Below are 20,403 nucleotides of genomic sequence, written 5' to 3'. Positions count from 1 at the left end.
TTGCACTCATGTCATTCACAGTCGAAGGCCAAACAGTCCTCATCACCGGTGCCGCCAGCGGGATGGGTCGGCTGTACGCGGAACGCGCCGTGACGGAAAGGGCAGCCGCCGTCGTGCTCTGGGATGTTGACGCCGATGCCCTCCACGCGACCGCTGATCTTCTGAGCGGTGCCGGGTCCTCGGTGCACAGCTACGTGGTTGACCTCGCGTCCTTGGAGGAGATCACGGCGGCAGCCGCCGCTGTGAGGAACGACGTCGGGATCCCAGCGGTGCTGATCAATAATGCGGGCATCGTGCGCGGGAAGTACTTCTGGGAGCACGACCAAGCTGCCGACATCGCTCTGGTGATGAGCATCAACACCCTCGCGCTCATGCACTTGACCCGGGAATTCCTGCCGGACCTCATTGCGGCGGGAAACCAGACACGCATCCTGAATGTAGCCTCAGCGTCCGGCACCCTGTCGGTGCCCCGGATGAGCGTCTACACCGCCTCGAAGTGGGCAGTCATCGGGTGGAGCGATTCACTGCGCCTCGAGCTGCGTGAGGCCGGGCACAACCACATCCGGGTCACCACACTGATTCCCAGTTACATCAGGACCGGCATGTTCGAGGGTGCCCGAGGACCACTGTTCACCCCTCTGATGGACCCGGCCGACGTCGTCGATAAGGCCTGGCGGGCGATGCTGGTAGGGCGTGCCCGCCTGCAGCTGCCCTGGTCGGTGGCCCTGGGCAGCGCGCTGCGTGGGGTTCTTCCCCAGCCGGTCTGGGACGTGGTGGCCGGCCGGGTTTTCAAGGTGTACAGCTCTATGGAGCACTTCACGGGCCGTGCCAGGTGAGCTACCACCCGCCAAAGAACCGCCACCCGCTAGCTGATGTCGCGCCCAGCGATCCGCTGGCCGCCCTGATAAGAAGGAACCCCAGATGACCAGTACCCCAACACTATCTGCGGCCGGTTCAGGTGCTGAGGGAACAAGCGCGGCGGACCGCCTGCGCCGCACCTTCGACGTCGGGACCACCCGGCCCCTCGCGTGGCGCCGAGCCCAATTGCAGGGCCTGGTGCGGATGTTCGCTGAACGGGAACAGGACTTCGCCGACGCGCTGCAGGCAGATCTGGGCAAGAGCCGTCTCGAAGGACTGGTTTCTGAGCTTTCACTGGTCCGGGCTGAGGCCGAGTTTGCCCTCAGGCGGCTGAGGGAGTGGACCAGCGTTGAAAGGGTGCGGGTGCCGGTCGGCCTGGCGCCGGCGTCGGCCCACCGGGAACCTCAGCCCCTTGGAGTGGTGCTGATCATCGGCCCCTGGAACTATCCGGTGCAGTTACTGCTCTCACCTCTGGTGGGTGCGCTCGCCGCCGGGAACTGCGCGGTCCTGAAGCCGAGCGAACTGGCGCCCGCCACCTCGGCCGTGATCGCTGACCTCCTGCCCCGATATCTGGACGGCGCTGCCGTGGAGGTGGTGGAAGGCGGACCCGAGGTGAGCACCCAGTTGCTCACCCGGAAGTACGATTCCATCTTCTTCACCGGGGGTGCACGCGTGGGGAGGATTGTCGCCAAAGCGGCTGGTGAGCAGCTCACCCCTGTCACCCTCGAGCTGGGAGGCAAGTCTCCCGCCGTCGTGATGGACGGAGACCTCCGCGCCGTGGCCCGGCGTCTGGTCTTCGGCAAGTTCCTCAACGCCGGGCAGACCTGCGTAGCTCCCGATTACGTGCTCGTGAAGGCGGGGCTGGAATCACAACTCCTGAAGCAGCTGAAACGCGCGCTCGCCGAGTTTTACGGCAGCGATCCCAGTGAGAGCAGTGACTATGGCCGAATTATCAACGAAACCCACCTCGATCGACTGGTGGGGCTCCTGGATAGCGGCCGTATCTACGCCGGCGGGGCGCACGACCGGTCCACCCGATACCTCGAACCCACTTTGCTGACCGAGGTGCAGCCGGACTCGCCGGTCATGGCCGACGAAATCTTCGGACCCATTCTGCCCATCCTGCCCGTGAGCGGGATGGATGAAGCGGTGGGGTTCATCGCGGCTCGGCCTGCCCCGCTCGCCGCCTATCTGTTCAGCAGAGACAGCGCGGTGCAGCGGAATTTTGAGGAACGGGTGCGGGCTGGCGGGATCGGTCACAACGCCTGCAACCTGCACCTGACGGTCCCCGGACTGCCCTTCGGTGGCGTCGGTGACAGCGGGTCGGGCGCGTACCATGGGCGCTATTCCTTCGACACGTTCAGCCAGCTGCGGGGGGTACTCTCCAAAGGGACCGGCATCGACACCCTGCGCCTCGCCTACCCACCACACAACGGCCTGAAGAAGTGGCTTCTGCGCCGGCTCCTTTGAACCCTCTGGGCGCTAGCCGCCGATGACCCCGTCCACCAGTGCTTTCGCTTCGTCCTGGACCTGCTTGAGGTGGTCGGCGCCCTTAAAGGACTCGGCGTAAATCTTGTACACGTCCTCGGTACCCGACGGGCGTGCAGCGAACCAGGCGTTCTCGGTGGTGACCTTCAGACCACCGATCGGAGCCCCATTGCCCGGTGCTGCTGTGAGCCGGGCCGTGATGGTCTCACCGGCCAGGGTGGTGGCTGAGACATCAGAGGGCGAAAGTTTCCCCAACGCCGCCTTCTGGTCCCGTGTGGCTGCCGCGTCGATCCGCGCGTACACCGGCGACCCGAACCAATCCGTCAGGTCGGCGTAGTGCTGCGATGGGGTGCGACCGCTGACCGCAGTGATTTCCGAGGCGAGCAGGGCCAGCAGAATTCCGTCCTTATCTGTGGTCCAGGTGGTGCCGTCGTGTCGCAGGAAGGAGGCCCCTGCGGATTCCTCACCACCGAAAGCCAGGCCACCGGACAGCAGGCCCGGGACAAACCATTTGAAGCCCACCGGGACCTCTTCGAGGGTTCGGCCAAGGTCCGCTGCCACCCGGTCAATGATCGACGAGGACACGAGGGTCTTCCCGACGACGGCGTCTGGTCGCCACTGCGGCCGATTCCGGTAGAGGTAGTCGATGGCTACGGCGAGGTAGTGGTTGGGGTTCATCAGGCCAGCATCCGGGGTGACGATACCGTGGCGGTCCGCATCGGCGTCGTTACCGGTAGAGATATCAAACTCGGAGGACCGGGCAATCAGTGAAGCCATGGCCGACGGCGAGGAGCAGTCCATCCGGATCTTCTCATCCCAGTCCAAGGTCATGAACGCCCACTGCGGGTCAACTGAAGGGTTGACGACTGTCAGGTTCAGGTTATGGATCTCACCAATGGCACCCCAGTAATCTACTGCTGCGCCGCCCATGGGATCGGCACCGATATGCAGACCTGATGCCCGGATGGCATCGAGGTTGAGGACGCTGGGCAGGTCCTCAACATAGTGCTGAAGGAAGTCGTAGGTCCCGATACCTTCCGCCTGCAGCACCTGGCCGGCAGGTACCCGGCGGACTCCCCGCAGGCCGCCCTCCATCAGGGTGTTGGCTCGATCGGCGATCCAGTTGGTGGCGTCGGAATCGGCAGGTCCGCCGTGCGGTGGGTTGTATTTGAAACCGCCGTCGCCGGGCGGGTTGTGCGAGGGGGTGATAACGATGCCGTCCGCCTGGTCCGCGCCGCGCGAGTTGTAGGCGAGGATGGCGTGCGACACGGCCGGGGTGGGGGTGAACGCGCCACGGGCGTCCACGCGGACGGTTACCTGGTTCGCTGCAAGTACTTCCAGAGCCGTCTGCTGGGCGGGATCTGAAAGCGCGTGAGTGTCCTTGCCCATGAAGAGGGGACCAGTAATGCCCTGCCCGGCCCGGTATTCAACGATCGCCTGGGTGATCGCGGCGATGTGTCCTTCGTTGAAGGAAGCCTTGAGGGAGGAGCCGCGATGTCCCGACGTGCCAAACGCCACTCGCTGTGCCGGGTCGCTGAGATCGGGAACGACGTCGAAGTACGCGTCCAGGAGGGAAGTAATGTCGACGAGATCGCTGGGTAGGGCGACTGTGCCCGCTCGGTTTGCCATTGCTACAGCATGCCAAAGAACCGGGACTAATACAGCCCCGGGGGCCAATTGTGGCGGAGTGAGCAGTGTGGGACGGGTAGCAGCACGACAGAATCAGGGCTTGAGGGCGTGGATTCGTTCAATCGAGCCGGCCTTGAGACGCTCGACTTCGACGACGCTAAACCCAGCCGCCTGCACCAGAGGCAGCTGCCGGCGAGTGAAGTGCTCGCCCGCCAGTCGGATCGTGGCCCGTTCCAACAGCCATTGCATCGCGTAGACCGGTGGCCAGGTGCTTGCCACATGATCCAGAAGGAGCAGGCGTCCGCCGGGTGCCAATACCCGCTTCGCTTCTCCGATGGCTGAGGCTGGGCTGGGTATCCCACACAGCGACAGCCCGCACAGGACGGTATCGAACGAGCAGTCATCGAAGGGAAGATCTTCGGCGTTGCCGACCCGCAGATCCATCGGGCGGCCCAGTCGGGATGCCCGTCCGGCGGCAATGCTCAGCATTGCCGGGCTGAGATCGATTCCACTCACCTGCGAGTCAACCGGGAGGTGGGCTAGATTCAGGCCGGTGCCGACCGCCACTTCCAGCACGCGCCCGGTTGCCCGGGCCCCCAGCCATTCCCGACCACCGCCAAACCAAAACCGATCCAGAAGTGCGATCTTCCGGTCATAGCTTGCAGCGTTCTGCTCCCAGACCCGCAAAACCCTGGCCGTGCGGTCCTCTGATGAGGTCATCGGGGTCTCCTCGAAGTGATAAGTTCGCTGTGTACTTAGCCAACTGCAGGAAAGGTGCCATCCCATGAGTGAACAGAGTGACAAGGAACGCGACGACGCGGCGGAGTCGGTCGGTGGGTCCGACGAGATCGATGCCGGCGGCTACGGCGGTCCCGGTCCGGCAAATGAACTTCCCGAGGGGAAGGAAGTCGAAAGTGAAGACAACCGGGGAGACGACGACTCCTGACCCACGGGCTTGATCCTGGCGGCTGCCGCTAGACCCGGATTTCCCTTTTGAGGATCTTGCCGGTCGGGCCCTTGGGAAGTGCCTCCACCAGCAGGACCCGCCGAGGGTACTTGTAGGCCGCGACACGTTCCTTGGTGAACTCGAGTATTTGGGAGCCCAGGAGCTCGCGGGCGGCGTCGTCCGCGGGTTCCGCTTCGGCCCTGATGCCGACAACCGCCACGATCTCCTCACCCTGCAGCTCATCAGGAACGCCAATGACCGCTGCTTCGGCGACTGCCGGGTGCTCGTAGAGCACTTCCTCGATCTCGCGCGGATAGACGTTGTATCCGCCACGTAAGATGATGTCCTTCTTGCGGTCCACGATGAAAATGGCTCCGTCGTCGTCGAATCTGGCAAGATCCCCGGTCCGGAACCAGCCGTCGGGAATAGCGGCGGCGGTGGCGTCGTCGTTGTTCCAATAGCCCTTCATGACGCAGTGGCCGCTGACCGACAATTCGCCCACTTCACCGGTAGGCACCTCCGTGCCGTCGGCGTCGAGCATCCGCACCTGGACGCCGTCTACCGGGGTTCCGATCGAGCCCGGTTTCCTGACCACTCCGCGTCGATTGAAGCTCACGATCGGCGATGTCTCCGACAGGCCGTAGCCTTCCAGCAGTTCAGCACTGAAAACCCGCTCGAATTCGTGGAGCACCTCCACGGGCAAGGCAGACCCTCCCGAAACCGCCACGCGCAGCGACGACAGGTCGGTCTCCGCAACCGAGGGGTGCCGCAGCATCGCGATGTACATGGTGGGCACCCCCTCGAAGATGGTTACCGAGTCGCGGGCGATAATCTCCAGGGCTTTGCCGGGTTGAAACCGGGGCAGGAGGGTCACCGTTGCGCCGGTGAGCACCGCTGCGTTCAGGGCGCAGGTCTGCCCGAAGATGTGGAAGAACGGTAGCCCTCCAAACAGCACGTCCCCCACGGAGGTTCCCATCAGGTCCCGCGATATCTCAGCGTTCCGGCGCAGGTTCAGATGCGTTAGCGCGGCGCCTTTGGGCCGCCCCGTCGTACCGGAGGTGTACAGCAACACCGCGGTGTCCTCATCATCGACCTCCGCTACCTGCGGCTCTGGTTCAATCGTTGAAAGCTGCTGCATGAAGGTGCCTGCATCGACGGTGACCACCTCAAGGGTGGTTCCCTGGGCTGCGCTGGCCGCGATCTGTCCGACCGCAGATTCGGCCTCCGATGCCACCCCCTCCCAGGCAAAGACCAGGCGTGCCCCTGAATCGCTCAGGTGGTACTCAATTTCACGGGCTTTCAGCAGAGGATTGAGGGGAACCACCACCGCGCCGAACCGCAGCACGCCGTAGTAGATAAATGCCATCTGAGGAATATTCGGCATGATCAGTGCTATTCGGTCGCCCGCCTGCACGTCCTTCTGGGCCAACAGTCGTGCAACCCGCTGGCTCCACTCATCCAGAGCCGAGAAGGTGAGTTCGACGTCGTCGAGCTTGATCGCCACCGCTTCCGGGTGCTCGTGGGCTGTGGAAGTGAGGTTATTGGCGAGGTTGGGCACGCGATCTCCTTTGATCAGGCTGGTTACCGATGAGTAACAGTCTGTTTCATGGAGTCGGGCTGCGCAATGGGGGTGGGGTCAGGCAACACTCCCGGTGGCCGATTCGAGTTGGGCTGCAACCGACAGCAACTGGGCCTCGCCGCTGGGGCGCCCGATGAGCTGGATACCCATTGAAAGCCCCGCGTCAGTGGTCAGGGTCGGCAGCGCGAGGGCCGGCAAGCCGCAGACATTGACCATCGATGTGAACGGGGAGTACTGGCATTGCCTGATGTAGTCGGTGTCCCCGTCCTCGGACGCATACCACCCGATTGGCCGGGGGGTCTGCCCGAGCGCTGGGGTGAGGATGAGGTCATGGGCCGAATACTGGGTGATGGTTTCCTGCTCAAACTGCCGCAGAATATCGATCGCCGCCACCAGGTCGGCCGCGCTTCGTGACAGCGCCCGCTCACGCATGGTGGCGGCAAGCCGGGTGAGGAGCCGTTCGTTGCCTGGTGGGATCGGTGCCGTCGCCAGCGCCGCTGTCCAGACGGTCTGAAAGGCTTGGTGGTAGCGGCTGTCGTAGGTGATCGAGGCTTCGACGACGTCGTGTCCGGCCGAGATGAGCGCCTCAATTCCCCTCTCGTAGGCGGCACGCACCTCGGGGTCCAACGCAATATCGAATGCCGAGGCGAACGGTGACAGCGTACTGGCCCCGATGCGGAACGTGCCCTCCGCCTGGAGGGCGGCGTCGAGGAATGACGACGACGGCGGCACCGCGCTGGTCGCACGGAAATTCGGGGCAGCCACCATCGCATCCAGAAGGAGCGCGGCGTCCGCCGTCGTGCGGGCCAGGGGCCCGGCCACCACAAACTGTCCGAGATCGGCCTGCCCGGACAGGGAGGGGATCCGGCCACGGTTGGGTTTGAGGCCGATCAACCCGGTGGCCGACGCCGGAATGCGGACCGATCCCCCGCCGTCGCTACCGGGTGCGAAGGGAATCATGCCCGCAGCGACAGCCGCGGCGCTGCCGCCTGAGGAGCCGCCCGGGCTGAGCGCCGGATCGAGCGGGTTACGGGCGGCTGGTGCAACGTCATTCTCACTGTGACAGCTCAGGCCGAACTCCGGCACCTGGGTCTTGCCCAGGCTGATGGCACCTGCGCCGCGCAGGATGGACACCAGCGGAGAATCCCGTGTCGCGACCGATGGGGGAAACGCAGCGGTGCCGAAGGTGGTGGGGACACCCTCGACGTCGACGAGGTCCTTGTGCGCCAGGGGCATCCCCTGCAATACCGGAAGCACTTTTCCTCTCGGCGAGGAGGCAAGACGCTCATCGGCCGCCGCGGCTTCCCTCATGGCCGACTCGCCGGTCACGGCGATAAACGATCCGAGACCCGGATTAAGCTCGTCAATCCGACGCAGGTAGTGGGAGGTCAACTCCCGTGAACTCAGTTCCCCACGAGCGATTGCGTCCCGCTGGGCCAACGCTGTCAGCTGATGCAGTTCGGTCACTTGACGCTCCCCAGCAGTCTGGCTTCCCATGGTTCCTCGACGGCTATGGCGTCGACACTCTCCCCGGCGCCCGCCCGAACAATGTAGGCACTCTTGCCTGGGGTCTCACTGACTGCCTCCACCAGTGCCGTGCCGTGATAGACCAGTCCGACGCCGTCGTCGGTGCAGTGGGTTTCACCGAGGGTGCCGTTGGCCACCAGCTGGTGGATGAGGGGCCGCCGTCGTTCCTCGGAGTCGTAATGCACACCGTTGCCATAGGGTAGGAAGCCGAGCCCGTTGGTCACCGGCTGCAACTCCGGTCCGAAGGAGTCGGTTGCCCCGCCGCGGAACCAGCACAGGGACCCGGCCGAGACACCGCCGAGCACCACGCCGGCCTGCCAGGCTCTGTGGAGGATCAGGTCGAGGCCGTGAACACGCCACACGGCGAGGAGGTTCGCCACGGACCCGCCACCGACCCACACCACGTCCTGGGACAGGAGATGGTCCTCCATCGAATCAATGTTCGGCATGGTGAACAGGTTCAGGCAGGATGCTTCAAAGCCAGCGATCCGCGCAGCCTCGATGAAGCGCTGGTTCCATTCGCGCGAATCGCCACCAGCAGTTCCGATGTAGGTAACGCGTGGACGGCGACCGGAGGCGCCGGCAAGGTCAATGGCGTGGTGCATCAGGTGGTTGAATTCGAGATCCACCCTTTGCCCTCGCCGGTAGCCGCCTGATGTGGCGAGGATGGTGGGTTGAGTGGCTGCCATTGTTACCTCCCGATGGGGTACAGCATTGTGGGTGAGGTTCGCCTCCCACTATAGGCTTGGGCGGAATACGACCTAAGGGAAGGGGTTTGCCGATGAGTGAGTCCGAGAGCGTCTCGATCGAGTCAATTGCCGACAACAGCACCGTCTTGGATGTCCGGGAGGACTACGAGTGGGAGGCAGGCCACATTGACGGCGCGGTGCACATTCCGATGGAGCAGATTCCAGCGCGCCTGGATGAACTCGACCCGGACACCGACCTGCACGTCATTTGCCGGACCGGTGGTCGCTCCCAACGAGTCACGCAGTGGCTGGTCGCCAATGGCTACTCGGCGGTGAACGTCAATGGTGGGATGGGTGCCTGGCTAGAGGCAGGTAGGCCGATGGTCTCCGACACCAATCAGCCGCCCACCGTTCTGTGACTGTGAGGAATCCATGAGCTCACCCGCACCTGAGGCGTCCTATACCTTTTTGGGCCCGGAGGGCACCTTCACGGAGGCGGCTCTCTTACAGGTCCCCGGCGCCGACGTCGCCCGGCGGGTTCCGGCGCCGACGGTGAACGCCGCCCTGGACCTGGTGCGCAATGGGTCCGTTGATGCCGCGATGGTGCCAATCGAAAACTCAGTGGAGGGCGGGGTCAGCGCCACCCTCGACGCCATCTCCCAGGGCGAACCACTGCGGATCATCCGCGAGGTGCTCGTTCCCATTACCTTTGTTCTGGTGGCCAAACCGGAGATTCGGCTGAACGACGTCCAGACCATTTCGACCCATGGGCATGCCTGGGCTCAGTGCCAGTTGTGGATCACCCAGAATATTCCGGGGGCAGAATATATGCCGGGTTCATCCACGGCCGCAGCGGCAGTGGGCCTCCTGGAAAAAGACTGTCCTTACGATGCAGCGATCTGTTCGCCGTTCGTGGCTGAGCGGTTGGGCCTGCCCGTGCTGGGAAGCCACATCGGAGACGTCGCCGACGCAGTGACCCGGTTCATCCTGGTCAGCCGGCCCGACGTCCTGCCCGAGCCCACCGGTGCCGACAAAACGACCCTCGTCATTCCGCTGCCGGAAGACCACCCCGGCGCGCTAATGGAGATCCTCGACCAGTTCGCTGCCCGTGGAGTGAACCTGAGCCGGATCGAATCCAGGCCCACCGGTCAGTTCCTCGGCGACTATTTCTTCAGCATCGACGCCGAAGGCCATATTGCTGATGCCCGGGTGGCCGACGCGTTGAAGGGGTTGCATCGGATCAGTCCCCACCTGCGGTTTCTCGGGTCCTACGCCAGAGCCGATCGGCGCGAACACTCGGTCGCCAGGCATACCTCGGATGAGGCCTTCAGGGCAGCTCGGATCTGGGTGGAATCACTCCAGCAGAATGATTAGCTGATCGCCACCAGCTGTCGCACGGACGCCGCCCGCTCGCCTGGAGGGGGTGGCGTTCCAGGACTTTCGTCGAAGACCTTCCCGACCACTGCCAATCAGTCCTCGGATGCTTGGATACCCCAGTAGACCGCGACCGGATCGGAAGGTTCGGTCACCTGTTTACGAAACGTGCTGGCTTTCTTACTCCCTCGGCTTAGCGTTAGTGCTGCAAGTCACGAAACCGATTACGTAAACCGTTTACGTAACGGATTTCGTGAGTCCTCAGAGGGGAGGAAACCGTGACAACGATCAGGGATGTGGCCCAACAAGCCGGCGTTTCGCCTGCCACGGTGTCCAGGGTGATGAATGGCCTGGTTGGCTATACGGACGCCACACGCCAGCGCGTGGAGGGGGCGATCAAAAAGCTCAACTACGAGCCGGACTCCCTCGCACGAACGCTCAAGACCCGTCAGACGTCAGTTATTGGCCTCCTGGCACCAATGGTGTCCGACGCTCTCGCCTCCGAGGTGATGCGGGGGGTCGAGGATGCCGCCCGTGAGCGTGGCTACGCGGTGATGCTCGGCCGGACAGGCGTGAAGTCCACCTTCATCGCAGGCTACCTGAGGACCCTACGCACCTACCGCGCCGCCGGGGTCATCCTCATCTCGGCCGTCATCACCCCGGAAATGCGTCAGCTCCTTGGCCCCGCCATCCCGATCATCTCGGTTGCCATCAGCGACAACTCCGGTTCGCCGAGCGTCGCTATCAACGATGAACTTGCTGCCTATGATGCCACCCGGTACCTGTTGAAGCTCGGTCACCGGCGCATCGGGTTACTCGCCGGAGATCCTGTATCTGTTTTCGTCGCACAACCCCGGCAGCGCGGGTATGAACGGGCGATGATCGAGGCAGGCTGCGCGACGGTCACGGCGGCCGGCACATTCTTCTATGAAAGTGGCGCCCCCGGCCTCGCTCAACTCCTTCAGCAAGACCCGGACCTAACCGCCATTTTTGCCATGAGCGACGAAATGGGTGCGGCCGTCGTCAACGAACTGCAGAAGCTTGGTCGACGGGTTCCCGAGGACGTTTCAGTGCTTGGCTTCGACAACACCTCCACCTCACAGCATGTTCACCCAGCCCTGAGCACCATCGCGCAGCCGCTGGAGGAGATGGGACAGATCGCCGTCAGGAAAATTCTTCGGTCACGGGATCTCGGCCCACGGGTCGTGCAGCACCGGTTGATCAAGCGTGGATCGACGGGCCCGCCACGGGCCAGTTCCTAACGGCCACCCACAATTCCTTTTCAACACCGTCAACACACACAAGGAGCAGTACATGAGGCAACGTCGCCAACACCGGCACATCCTTTTAGGCACGGCAGCATTTGCTATCTCAGCCCTCGCGCTTTCGGGCTGCGCGGGCGGCGAAGTATCCGAGGACGAAGGAACAGCCGTATCAGAAGCAGAATTCGAGGGACGCGGTCCCATCAACTACGTCTCTTCCCGAGATGCGTCGGGCGCTGCACAGGACAGTCTCGACAAGTGGAATTCCGAGCATCCCGATGAGCAAGTGACGCTGATCGAGCTTCCGGACTCCGCCGACCAGCAGCGTCAGCAGCTGATCCAGAACGCGCAGATTGAGTCGGACACCTTCAGTGTGCTGAACCTCGATGTCGTCTGGACCTCCGAATTTGCAGCGAACCGGTGGATCGAGCCGCTCCCCGAGGATGCGCTCCCCACCGACCGTATGATCCCCGCGACGGTCGATGCCGCGTCTTACCGCGACACACTTTACGGGGCTCCGTACTACACGGATGGCGCCCTGCTCTACTACCGGACTGACCTGTTGGAGGCGGCAGGGATTGACTCCCCGCCAGCAACCTGGGATGAAATGGAGGCTGCGTGCGACGCGATCCTCGCGCTTCCCGAAGGAGAGGGCGTGTCCTGCTACGCGGGCCAGTTCGATAAGAACGAAGCGCTCACGGTGAACTTCACCGAGGCTGTAGCCTCGGCAGGCGGTGCGGTGTTCGACGAGGAAGGCAACCCGACCGTTGATTCTCCGGAAGCCTTGGCAGGATTGACCCAGTTGAGTGATGCCTTCACCGACGACCTCGTTCCGAGTGACGCCATCACCTATCTCGAAGAGCAGGGACGCCGGGCTTTCCAGGACGGCGAAGTGGTGTTCTTGCGAAACTGGCCCTTTGTCTACTCGTCGTTGACCGCTACTGACGGCTCCAGTGAAGTGCTTGACAAGTTTGGTGTCAGCTCAGTCCCAGGCATTGGAGACAACCCCGGCGTTTCCACCCTTGGCGGCCGGAACCTGGCCATTTCGCCCTTCACCACCAATAAGGCCACGGCTCTGGACTTCATCAAGTTTTTCACCAGTGAAGAAGAGTCTCGCGCTCGGCTAGACAAGAGCTCGCGTGCGCCAGTGTATGCGGCCCTTCTTGAGGATCCCGCCGTTGTGGAGCAACGGCCGTTCTACCCCACCCTCCTGGAGTCGCTGGAGAATGCGCAGCCCCGCCCGAAGGTAGTCCAGTATGGCGCCACGACAACGGCTATCCAGGAAGAAGCGTACGCAGCGCTGACAGGCGACAAGGACCCTGAGGCGGCACTCGCCGATATGCAGGCGAAGCTCGAGGAATTGTCCGCCGAATAGTGACACGCGTGCCCGCCCGGGGTCAGCCCGGGCGGGCACGGCACGTATCAGAATCTGTTAAAGATCAAGTGAGGACCACATGAGTACGAGAACTTCCGCGTCCGTGCGGGCGACGTCGGGTGCCCGCCCACCCGGGCGGAACACATCCGGTAAACGCACCGCAGGCGAGGGTCGAATGGCGGCAATGCTGCTCTCGCCAACTCTTCTCGTGCTCGCACTGGTCATTGCCTACCCCTTGATTTCGGCGCTCTACCAGTCCATGTTCCGTCAGCAGTCAGGACTTGACGCCGATGGGTTCGTCTCGGAAGGAGAAGTCTTTGTAGGGCTCGGAAACTACACCGACCTCTTTGTTGGCGAAACAGGTGCCCGGTTCCTCAACGCATTCGGAAATACCACTTTCTTCACCGTCACCACAGTCGCCCTCGAAACCATTCTGGGCCTTTGTCTTGCTCTCGCGATGAACCGCGCCTTCCGTGGCCGGAGTTTCCTCCGGGCAAGCATTCTGATTCCCTGGGCTATCCCCACGGCCGTCTCGGGCCTCCTGTGGCGATGGATTTTCCAGTCGGACGGCATCGCCAACAGTCTGATCGGAAGCGAGATCCTTTGGACCGCCGAAGGTGTCGCGTCGAAGGTAGCAATCATCGTGGCGGAGGTATGGAAGACAGCCCCCTTCATCGGCCTTCTAGTGCTGGCGGGTATGCAGATCATTCCTGAGGAGGTCTACGAGGCGGCGAGAATCGATGGTGCCGGGTTCTGGCGCCAGGTTCGCTCCATCACCCTTCCACTCGTCAAGCCCACACTCCTGGTTGCGGTCCTGTTTCGCCTGCTCGACGCTCTGCGAATGTTTGACCTCCCGTTCGTCTTGATCGGTCCCGGCAAGGAATCGGTCGAAACCCTCTCGATGCTCGCCTGGGACGAATCAAACCAACTGCGCTACGGCTCGGCATCGGCATTCGCGATCATCCTGTTCCTTTACGTTGCGGTGGTTGCAATCGCTTTCGTCAAAATCCTCGGCGCGGATGTCGCCGGGACCAAAGAGGTGCGGGCGTTGAGCCGAGCCACCAGCACCCGAAAGGTCAAGGCAGCCCGATGACACAGATTCCCGTAGTTCCCGCCGTGGAAACAGCCGCCGTGGACACACCCGCCAAGAAAGCGCCCAAGCGCCTGGGTAAGCGGCGAGGGTGGAAATCCTATTCGGTGTACGTCGGCCTAGCCGCAATCCTCGTCTACTGCCTGGCGCCGTTCTATTGGATGCTGGTTTCAAGCTTCCGCCGTACCTCCGACATCTTCGACAACACCCTCCTTCCTCAACCGTTCTCCGCCGAAAACTACATCAAGGTTTTTGACGGTTCCACCATGTTCGGACAGGCACTGCTTAACAGCCTGATTGTTGCCGGAGTCACCACGGCGGCCGCGTTGGTTCTGGGAATCTTCGCGGCGTACGCCATCTCCAGGCTCAACTTCCGGTTCAAATCGGTGATCCTGGGCGTCATCATTGCAACATCAATGTTTCCCGGCATCTCGGTTGTTGTTCCCCTGCTGCGGCTTTTTACCGATATCGGCTGGATCAACACCTATCAGGCGATGATTGTCCCCAACCTGTCCTTTGCGATCCCGCTTGCCGTGTGGAACCTGACCACCTTCATGAAGTCATTGCCGTTTGATCTTGAGGAAGCCGCGATGATCGACGGCTGCAGCAAGTGGCAGGCATTCCGGAAGGTGTTGCTCCCTCTCGCAGCGCCGGGTGTCTTCACTACCGCAATCCTTACTTTCATCCACAGCTGGAATGAGTTCATCATCGCTCTCTCGATGGTCAATGACCCTGCGATCCAAACTGCCACGGTTGCCATCTCCAAGTTCACCGGGGCCACCGAGTTTCAGGCACCCTTTGGGGAGCAAATGGCCGCGGGGGTGATTGTCACCATTCCGCTGGTGATCATGGTGCTCATCTTCCAGCGTCGCATTGTTGAGGGTCTCACCTCCGGGGCCACCAAATGAGCGATCCGTGGTGGCAATCAGCCGTCATATACCAGGTATATCCGAGGTCTTTCGCGGACGGCGATGGTGATGGAGTCGGGGATCTTGCTGGTTTACTGTCTCGTCTTCCGTATATCGCGTCTCTCGGTGTGGACGGCATCTGGCTCACTCCGTTCCAGCCTTCGCCCCAGGTGGATCAGGGTTACGATGTCAGCGATTACTGCGATGTCGACCCCCTCTTTGGGACCCTCCAACAATTCGATCAGCTGCTCGATCTTGCCCACTCGCTGGGCCTGAGGATTGTGCTCGACGTCGTTCCCAACCACTGCTCATCGGAGCACCCGCTATTCCAACAGGCGCTCAGGTCATCGCCGGGCTCGTCCGAGCGGGCAATGTTCCATTTCGCGGACGGACCCGATCCCGCCACGCCCCCGAATAATTGGCAGAGTGTCTTCGGTGGCAGCGCGTGGAGCCGAGTAAATCCGGGCTCGGACTCCGACCACCAGTGGTATTTGCACCTGTTCTCGCCGGCCCAGCCGGACTGGAACTGGCGGAATCCGTTGGTCGGGGACTACTTCGCGGAGGTGCTGCGTTTTTGGTTCGACAGGGGAGTTGATGGACTGCGCATCGATGTAGCGCATGCACTGTTCAAGGCTGAGGGCCTGCCGGATGCGGCAACCACGGGCACCGTCGTCGACGGGCTTAGATCAAATCCACTGGTGTCGGACCAGGAGGAGGTCCACGAAGTGTATCGGCGCTGGCGAACGCTCACCGATTCATACACTCCGGAGCGTTTCCTGGTGGGCGAGGTCAACCTCGATCCGCAGCAGGCGGCGAGGTACACCCGCAGCGACGAGATGCACCAGGCGTTCGCCTTTGCGTTCGTCCGTCTTGGCTGGGATGCCAATGAGTGGGCTGGTGTTGGGCGTGAGCTTGAAGCAGCCCGGCTGGAACATGGTGCATCGCCTACCTGGGCCCTGGAAAATCATGACATTGTTCGTTCGGCAACACGCTTCGGTGGGGGCAGCCGCGGCGTGGCGCGGGCGCGGGCAGGACTCTTGGCCATTCTTGGTCTACCGGGGGGTGCGTACATTTATCAGGGGCAAGAGCTGGGGCTGACTGAGGTCGATGTGCCAGTGGCCGCACGGGTGGATCCCATGTGGGAGCGCGGTGGAGTGTCCCGCGACGGCGCGCGGGTGCCGCTTCCCTGGACGGTGGCCCCCGAAAAGTCCCACGGCTTCTCACTGGTCGATGCGCCTTCCTCGCCGTGGCTCCCTCTTCCGTCGTCGTGGGGGGCATCGGCTGTCGAGGTGCATCAGGAGGACGAGCATTCAACGCTCCGGTTAGTCACCGCCGCACTTGAGCTGCGGCGCCAGCTGGGGTTTAAGGGCGTACTGAACTCCGGCGATGCTGGCGTCTGGCGGGTGGGGAACGGCGACCTGCTCATCTGTGAACGCGGGTCGGAGTTCTTTGTTGCTGTGGCCATGGGAGATGCACCAGCACGGTTGCCCCCGGGCAGCACGGTGGTCATCGCTTCGGCGCCCCAGGCTGAGGACGGATGGTTGGAGCCGGATAGCGCGGCGTGGGTGCTTCGGCACTGAAACGGCATGCGACGCATTCATCCTGAGATCGTGACGATTTGGTCCGGGAGCGGCTGCAGCGATTCGGAACGGTTAAACTCAACGCGAGCTGCTACCGCTGGCCATCTCACACCACATTCGCTGGCTGACGCGCACCTGCCGTGCTCTCACCAGGAATACGCAGTAGGCTGATCTTCTCGATCCGGAAAGGTGGCCCAATGCCCAGACTTCGCCGCAGTGACTGTGAAAAGCCGGGCATTACTCGCCGTCGACACGGTAAGGGGTTCAGCTACCGGCTAGCCGATGGAACCCCGTTGCGCGACGCTGCCGATCTTCGGCGCATCAAGGAGCTGGCCATCCCCCCGGCGTGGAAGGATGTCTGGATTGCGCCCTACCCCAACGGGCATATTCAAGCGCTGGGTACCGACGCCGCGGGTCGCCGACAATACGTCTACCACACGGCCTGGCGGGAGAAGAAGGATCGCGAGAAATTCGATCGGGCACTCGAATTCGGGGAAAAGCTTCCCGCCGCCCGACGGGTTATCACCACCCACCTCCGCAGTGAGGGTATTCCCCGGGAGCGAGCCTTCGCCGCTGCACTACGAATCGTCGATTCAGGGTCGCTCCGAATCGGTTCCGAGCAATATGCGGAGACCAATGGGTCCTTTGGGGTCACCACCCTGCAGGTGGAGCACGTCCGGATCAAGGGTCCGATGATCATCTTTGAGTTCCCGGGAAAGAGTGGCCAGCAATGGGAATCCTCCGTCGAGGATGCAGACCTTGCGGCAGCGCTGCGGCCGATGGTGAAGCGGGAGCAGGCCGACACCGCCCTCGCCTACCGCACCCCCGACGGCGACTGGCATCGCGTCGACGCTTCGCAACTGAACGGGTTCCTCCGTCAGGTCACCGGCGAGGGCTTCACCGCCAAGGACTTCCGGACCTGGCAGGCCACTGTCGTTGCAGCAATGGACCTTGCCCGCAGCGACCTGCTGGCCACCAGCAAGACCGCCCGGCAGAAGGCTGTGGCGGCGACAATGCGCGCGGTTGCCGAAAAGCTGGGCAATACGCCGGCAGTCGCCAAACGTTCCTATGTTGATCCGCGGCTGGTCGACCGGTTCATGGCCGGCGAAGTGATTGAAATTGCCAGCTACTCGGCCTCCGAGAAGGCTGTTCGCGGGCTGCTTAAAGCTTAGGGATGCTTCCCAGTTGAACCTGTTCATCAGTAGGCTTCACTCAAGGCGCCGAGGTCGGCGCAACCGTTCAACGAAAGGCGCACTATGAGCGAGCAAGCTAACGACGGACGCGACGTCAACCCGAACGAGGGCGGCGGAGCCACCTCTGACGAAAACTACCGCGGGGACGCCGGAGACCAGGCCAATGATCTGCGCTTCTCGGAGGAGCAGCAGCTCATCAACAGCCAGGCAAAAGGCGAATTCCCGGACTCGGAGTCTGAGCACCTTGAGCCAATCCCCGGTGGTGGTTACACCGGCGCGCAGAAAGAAAAAGAGACCGAAGGCGGGTACACCGGCGACCAGGACCCTGAGAAAGAAGGCGAATACACGGACGTCGAGGAAGATCCAGCGGACGGTACCGGGCCGCAGGGAGAATACACGGATTCCGACACCGAGGGCGGCACCCGCTAACCTCTGGTTCTTCGCACCATTGATCTGGTGCGTTGCAGGTCAGGGAACGGTGGGGACCTGACAAGCAACGCGCCAGGGTCAATGCTGACGTCCAGTGAGGTGACGGCCCCTGCGAGGTCGCCGTCGAGCTGGGTTTCCGTAGGATCCGCTACCGTCACCGTGATGTGTCGGGCCTGATAGTAGTTGATCACCGGGATGACACTCCGGGGGCGGAAGACAATCTTGGTCCCCAGCCAGATCCACCCCACTATGCTGCGCGGGCTCATCACCACGACATCCAGATACCCATCATCGAGGGTCGAGTTCGGGATCAATTCGATTCCCCCTGGCAACCGCCCACAGTTGGCAAAAAGCACGCTGTGTACCTTCCGGCTCTGTGCGGGCTGACCGTCGAGGCTAATGCTCACCCGCTGGCGCCTACCCGGAAGGCTGCGGAACCCGGCCTCACTGTAGGCCAGCCACCCCAACCTTTCTTTCAGGACATCGCTGGTGGCCGCAACGACCACCGCATCTAGGCCAACGCCACCCATCACCAGGAAGACGTGCTCGGTACGGGATCCGGTCTGCTCGTTGTGCAACTCGATACGGCCCATATCAATTCGCCGCCCGTCGCCGTGAAGTGCCCCGTGCACGCTGGCCTTCAGATCCGACACGGGAATCCCCAGATTGCGGGCCAAGAGGTTCCCGGTCCCCAGGGGCAGCAGCCCCAGCGCCGCATCTTGATGAGACAACGCTCGGGCCACGGCACGGACCGTCCCATCACCGCCAGCGGCGATGACGACGTCGGCCCCCTCCCGCAGCGCCCGGGTCGCCTGCTCAAAACCCGGTTCGTAGACCGTGGTCTCAAAGACCAGGGGTGGGTCCCACCCCGCCTCAGCGCAGGCCATGTGCACCTGACTCCGCGCAAGATCGGCGTTGAGTTTTCCGGGGTGGATGATCAGGGCCACTCGCTGTCGGCCCGTCGGGGCCGGGCGGCCAGGCAGCGCCGTCGGAGCTGGATGCTGCCGGGAATGCAACCGGCGGACCCCCAACCAGCTCATCGCGGAGGCGGCAGCGGCAAGGGCCAGGACGAAGAGGAGGATCAGGCGAATCGGCATGATGCACCTCAGCGTATCGCCATGAAGTGTCAGCCGGGGATAATCGTCCTGGGCCATTGGTAGTCTTGGCTCGTGATCGATGTTAATGAACTCCGCGAAAACCCTGAGAAATTCCGCACCTCCCAGCGAGCCCGCCGCGCAGACGTTGCGCTGGTGGATGCGATCATTTCGGCTGACTCCCGACGTCGTGAGGTGGTAACCAGCGCCGAATCCCTCAGGGCAGACCAGAACGCTTTCGGGAAGCGGGTCGCCCAGGCCAAAGGTGACGAAAAGCAGGCGCTGCTCGCGGAGGTTAAGGAGCTCGCCGCTTCAGTCAAGGCAGCAGCGGTCGAGGCTGAAGCGGCCAGGCAGGACCAGGACGCACTCCTGCGTCGCTTGCCGAATGCCATCCAGGACGGCGTCCCGGCCGGTGGCGAGGACGATTTTGAGGTCATCAAGACAGTCGGCACGCCACGTGATTTCAGTGCCGAAGGCTTCACGCCCAGGGACCACCTGGAAATCGGTGAGCTGATCGGTGCAATCGACATGGAGCGCGGAGCGAAGGTTTCGGGGTCCCGCTTTTACTTCCTCAAGGGTGTTGGCGCCCGGCTGGAGCTTGCGCTGCTGAATATGGCCATGGACCAGGCTGTTCAGGCTGGTTTCACTCCCATGATCACCCCGACGCTGGTTCGCCCGGAAATCATGCAGGGTACTGGGTTCGACGTCGCCCACGACGCCGAAATCTACCGCCTCGCGGAGGACGACCTTTACCTGGTGGGCACTTCCGAAGTAGCAATGGCGGGTTATCACTCCGATGAGATCCTCGACCTCTCTTCCGGTCCGGTCCGTTATGCCGGCTGGTCCTCTTGCTATCGCCGGGAAGCTGGCTCACACGGCAAGGACACCCGGGGAATCATCAGGGTCCACCAGTTCAACAAGGTCGAAATGTTCGCGTACACCACCGAGGAAGAGTCCTATGCGGAGCACGCTCGCATGCTCGCCTGGGAAGAGGAAATGCTCGCCAAGGTGGAGCTGCTCTACCGGGTGATCGACACTGCCGCCGGTGACCTCGGCATGTCCGCCGCCCGCAAGTTCGACTGCGAAGCATGGGTTCCCACCCAGGAGGCCTACCGCGAGCTGACATCCACCTCCAACTGCACCACCTTCCAGGCCCGCCGCCTCAACATTCGGGAGCGGCAGCCGGAGGGATACAAGGGCACCCGGGCTGTTGCAACACTCAACGGTACGCTCGCCACCACCCGCTGGATCGTCGCCATCCTCGAGCACCATCAGAATGCCGATGGCTCAGTGACGGTCCCGGAGGCGCTCCGTCCCTACCTGGGCGGGCTGGACGTACTCCCGGTTCTTGGAGCATCCTGACCCGACCTACCCCGAGGAGC

Annotated in this window: 19 protein-coding genes; 13 read left to right on the top strand and 6 right to left on the bottom strand. The window is 62.9% G+C overall.

The window, feature by feature from the left end:
• Positions 1-8 precede the first annotated feature (8 nt).
• A complete protein-coding gene (locus ABD059_RS02855; protein WP_343877663.1) occupies positions 9-836 on the top strand; it encodes an SDR family NAD(P)-dependent oxidoreductase in 828 nt (275 codons plus the stop codon).
• A gap of 85 nt (positions 837-921) precedes the next feature.
• The gene (locus tag ABD059_RS02850) at positions 922-2,328 is read left to right on the top strand and encodes an aldehyde dehydrogenase family protein (RefSeq protein WP_343877661.1); all 1,407 of its coding nucleotides are present in this window, start codon (positions 922-924) and stop codon (positions 2,326-2,328) included.
• 12 nt (positions 2,329-2,340) lie between these two features.
• Here ABD059_RS02850 and pgm read toward each other — a convergent pair whose 3' ends face one another.
• Both pgm and ABD059_RS02840 read right to left on the bottom strand, forming a co-directional pair.
• On the bottom strand, positions 2,341-3,975 hold the full coding sequence (pgm, locus tag ABD059_RS02845) for a phosphoglucomutase (alpha-D-glucose-1,6-bisphosphate-dependent) (protein WP_343877660.1): 1,635 nt from the start codon (positions 3,973-3,975) through the stop codon (positions 2,341-2,343).
• A 93-nt stretch (positions 3,976-4,068) separates the two neighbouring features.
• The gene (locus ABD059_RS02840; RefSeq protein WP_343877659.1) at positions 4,069-4,695 is read right to left on the bottom strand and encodes a class I SAM-dependent methyltransferase; all 627 of its coding nucleotides are present in this window, start codon (positions 4,693-4,695) and stop codon (positions 4,069-4,071) included.
• 64 nt (positions 4,696-4,759) lie between these two features.
• On the opposite strand from ABD059_RS02840, the gene ABD059_RS02835 reads away from it, so the two are divergent.
• Complete coding sequence (locus ABD059_RS02835) at positions 4,760-4,921, top strand: hypothetical protein (protein WP_343877658.1); 162 nt, start codon at positions 4,760-4,762, stop codon at positions 4,919-4,921.
• Between the two features lie 28 nt (positions 4,922-4,949).
• Here the strand turns inward: ABD059_RS02835 and ABD059_RS02830 are convergent, their stop codons facing one another.
• The 3 genes from ABD059_RS02830 to ABD059_RS02820 form a co-directional block, all read right to left on the bottom strand.
• Entirely contained in the window at positions 4,950-6,479 is a 1,530-nt protein-coding gene (locus tag ABD059_RS02830; RefSeq protein WP_343877656.1) for a long-chain-fatty-acid--CoA ligase, read from the bottom strand.
• 78 nt (positions 6,480-6,557) lie between these two features.
• A complete protein-coding gene (locus tag ABD059_RS02825; RefSeq protein ID WP_343877655.1) occupies positions 6,558-7,967 on the bottom strand; it encodes an amidase in 1,410 nt (469 codons plus the stop codon).
• A complete protein-coding gene (locus ABD059_RS02820) occupies positions 7,964-8,716 on the bottom strand; it encodes a Type 1 glutamine amidotransferase-like domain-containing protein (protein WP_343877654.1) in 753 nt (250 codons plus the stop codon). Before ABD059_RS02820 ends, ABD059_RS02825 begins: the two co-directional genes overlap by 4 nt.
• Before the next feature lie 92 nt (positions 8,717-8,808).
• Between ABD059_RS02820 and ABD059_RS02815 the strand changes: the two genes are divergently transcribed.
• From ABD059_RS02815 to ABD059_RS02775, 9 genes are all read left to right on the top strand, one after another.
• Positions 8,809-9,135, top strand: a complete 327-nt coding sequence (locus ABD059_RS02815) for a rhodanese-like domain-containing protein (protein ID WP_343877653.1) — start codon at positions 8,809-8,811, stop codon at positions 9,133-9,135.
• Between the two features lie 13 nt (positions 9,136-9,148).
• Positions 9,149-10,090 carry a prephenate dehydratase gene (pheA, locus tag ABD059_RS02810; RefSeq protein ID WP_343877652.1) on the top strand — a complete coding sequence of 314 codons (942 nt, stop codon included), beginning with the start codon at positions 9,149-9,151 and terminating at the stop codon, positions 10,088-10,090.
• Positions 10,091-10,368: 278 nt separating this feature from the next.
• A complete protein-coding gene (locus tag ABD059_RS02805; protein ID WP_343877651.1) occupies positions 10,369-11,352 on the top strand; it encodes a LacI family DNA-binding transcriptional regulator in 984 nt (327 codons plus the stop codon).
• Between the two features lie 52 nt (positions 11,353-11,404).
• Complete coding sequence (locus ABD059_RS02800) at positions 11,405-12,727, top strand: ABC transporter substrate-binding protein (protein WP_343877650.1); 1,323 nt, start codon at positions 11,405-11,407, stop codon at positions 12,725-12,727.
• 79 nt (positions 12,728-12,806) lie between these two features.
• Entirely contained in the window at positions 12,807-13,820 is a 1,014-nt protein-coding gene (locus ABD059_RS02795; protein ID WP_343877648.1) for a carbohydrate ABC transporter permease, read from the top strand.
• Positions 13,817-14,725: a carbohydrate ABC transporter permease gene (locus ABD059_RS02790; RefSeq protein ID WP_343877647.1), complete on the top strand. Its 909-nt coding sequence runs from the start codon at positions 13,817-13,819 to the stop codon at positions 14,723-14,725. The genes ABD059_RS02795 and ABD059_RS02790 overlap by 4 nt, the downstream gene beginning before the upstream one ends.
• Positions 14,722-16,305 (top strand): alpha-amylase family glycosyl hydrolase, encoded by a 1,584-nt coding sequence (locus tag ABD059_RS02785; protein WP_343877646.1) that lies wholly within the window; start codon positions 14,722-14,724, stop codon positions 16,303-16,305. The genes ABD059_RS02790 and ABD059_RS02785 overlap by 4 nt, the downstream gene beginning before the upstream one ends.
• 197 nt (positions 16,306-16,502) lie before the next feature.
• Positions 16,503-17,477, top strand: coding sequence for a DNA topoisomerase IB (locus ABD059_RS02780; RefSeq protein ID WP_343877645.1), 975 nt, complete (start codon positions 16,503-16,505; stop codon positions 17,475-17,477).
• Positions 17,478-17,561: 84 nt separating this feature from the next.
• Entirely contained in the window at positions 17,562-17,927 is a 366-nt protein-coding gene (locus tag ABD059_RS02775; protein WP_343877644.1) for a hypothetical protein, read from the top strand.
• On the opposite strand, the gene ABD059_RS02770 is transcribed toward ABD059_RS02775, so the two are convergent.
• The gene (locus tag ABD059_RS02770; protein WP_343877643.1) at positions 17,924-19,024 is read right to left on the bottom strand and encodes a diacylglycerol/lipid kinase family protein; all 1,101 of its coding nucleotides are present in this window, start codon (positions 19,022-19,024) and stop codon (positions 17,924-17,926) included. The two genes, ABD059_RS02775 and ABD059_RS02770, sit on opposite strands and share 4 nt — an antisense overlap.
• A 72-nt stretch (positions 19,025-19,096) precedes the next feature.
• Between ABD059_RS02770 and serS the strand changes: the two genes are divergently transcribed.
• Positions 19,097-20,383, top strand: coding sequence for a serine--tRNA ligase (serS, locus tag ABD059_RS02765; RefSeq protein WP_343877642.1), 1,287 nt, complete (start codon positions 19,097-19,099; stop codon positions 20,381-20,383).
• The last annotated feature ends 20 nt before the right edge of the window (positions 20,384-20,403 follow it).

It is taken from the genome of Arthrobacter flavus (assembly GCF_039526005.1).
In the GTDB taxonomy this organism is placed as follows: domain Bacteria; phylum Actinomycetota; class Actinomycetes; order Actinomycetales; family Micrococcaceae; genus Arthrobacter_D; species Arthrobacter_D flavus.
This window is presented reverse-complemented; position numbering and strand designations above follow the sequence as displayed.

Excerpts from the sequence above, each read along its gene's own strand:
- ABD059_RS02840 (WP_343877659.1), bottom strand. The coding sequence starts at position 4,695 with ATGACCTCATCAGAGGACCGCACGGCCAGGGTTTTGCGGGTCTGGGAG.
- ABD059_RS02800 (WP_343877650.1), top strand. The coding sequence starts at position 11,405 with ATGAGGCAACGTCGCCAACACCGGCACATCCTTTTAGGCACGGCAGCA.
- ABD059_RS02790 (WP_343877647.1), top strand. The coding sequence starts at position 13,817 with ATGACACAGATTCCCGTAGTTCCCGCCGTGGAAACAGCCGCCGTGGAC.
- ABD059_RS02785 (WP_343877646.1), top strand. The coding sequence starts at position 14,722 with ATGAGCGATCCGTGGTGGCAATCAGCCGTCATATACCAGGTATATCCG.
- ABD059_RS02775 (WP_343877644.1), top strand. The coding sequence starts at position 17,562 with ATGAGCGAGCAAGCTAACGACGGACGCGACGTCAACCCGAACGAGGGC.
- pheA (WP_343877652.1), top strand. The coding sequence starts at position 9,149 with ATGAGCTCACCCGCACCTGAGGCGTCCTATACCTTTTTGGGCCCGGAG.
- pgm (WP_343877660.1), bottom strand. The coding sequence starts at position 3,975 with ATGGCAAACCGAGCGGGCACAGTCGCCCTACCCAGCGATCTCGTCGAC.
- ABD059_RS02795 (WP_343877648.1), top strand. The coding sequence starts at position 12,807 with ATGAGTACGAGAACTTCCGCGTCCGTGCGGGCGACGTCGGGTGCCCGC.
- ABD059_RS02835 (WP_343877658.1), top strand. The coding sequence starts at position 4,760 with ATGAGTGAACAGAGTGACAAGGAACGCGACGACGCGGCGGAGTCGGTC.
- ABD059_RS02780 (WP_343877645.1), top strand. The coding sequence starts at position 16,503 with ATGCCCAGACTTCGCCGCAGTGACTGTGAAAAGCCGGGCATTACTCGC.
- ABD059_RS02855 (WP_343877663.1), top strand. The coding sequence starts at position 9 with ATGTCATTCACAGTCGAAGGCCAAACAGTCCTCATCACCGGTGCCGCC.
- ABD059_RS02850 (WP_343877661.1), top strand. The coding sequence starts at position 922 with ATGACCAGTACCCCAACACTATCTGCGGCCGGTTCAGGTGCTGAGGGA.
- ABD059_RS02815 (WP_343877653.1), top strand. The coding sequence starts at position 8,809 with ATGAGTGAGTCCGAGAGCGTCTCGATCGAGTCAATTGCCGACAACAGC.
- ABD059_RS02820 (WP_343877654.1), bottom strand. The coding sequence starts at position 8,716 with ATGGCAGCCACTCAACCCACCATCCTCGCCACATCAGGCGGCTACCGG.
- ABD059_RS02770 (WP_343877643.1), bottom strand. The coding sequence starts at position 19,024 with ATGCCGATTCGCCTGATCCTCCTCTTCGTCCTGGCCCTTGCCGCTGCC.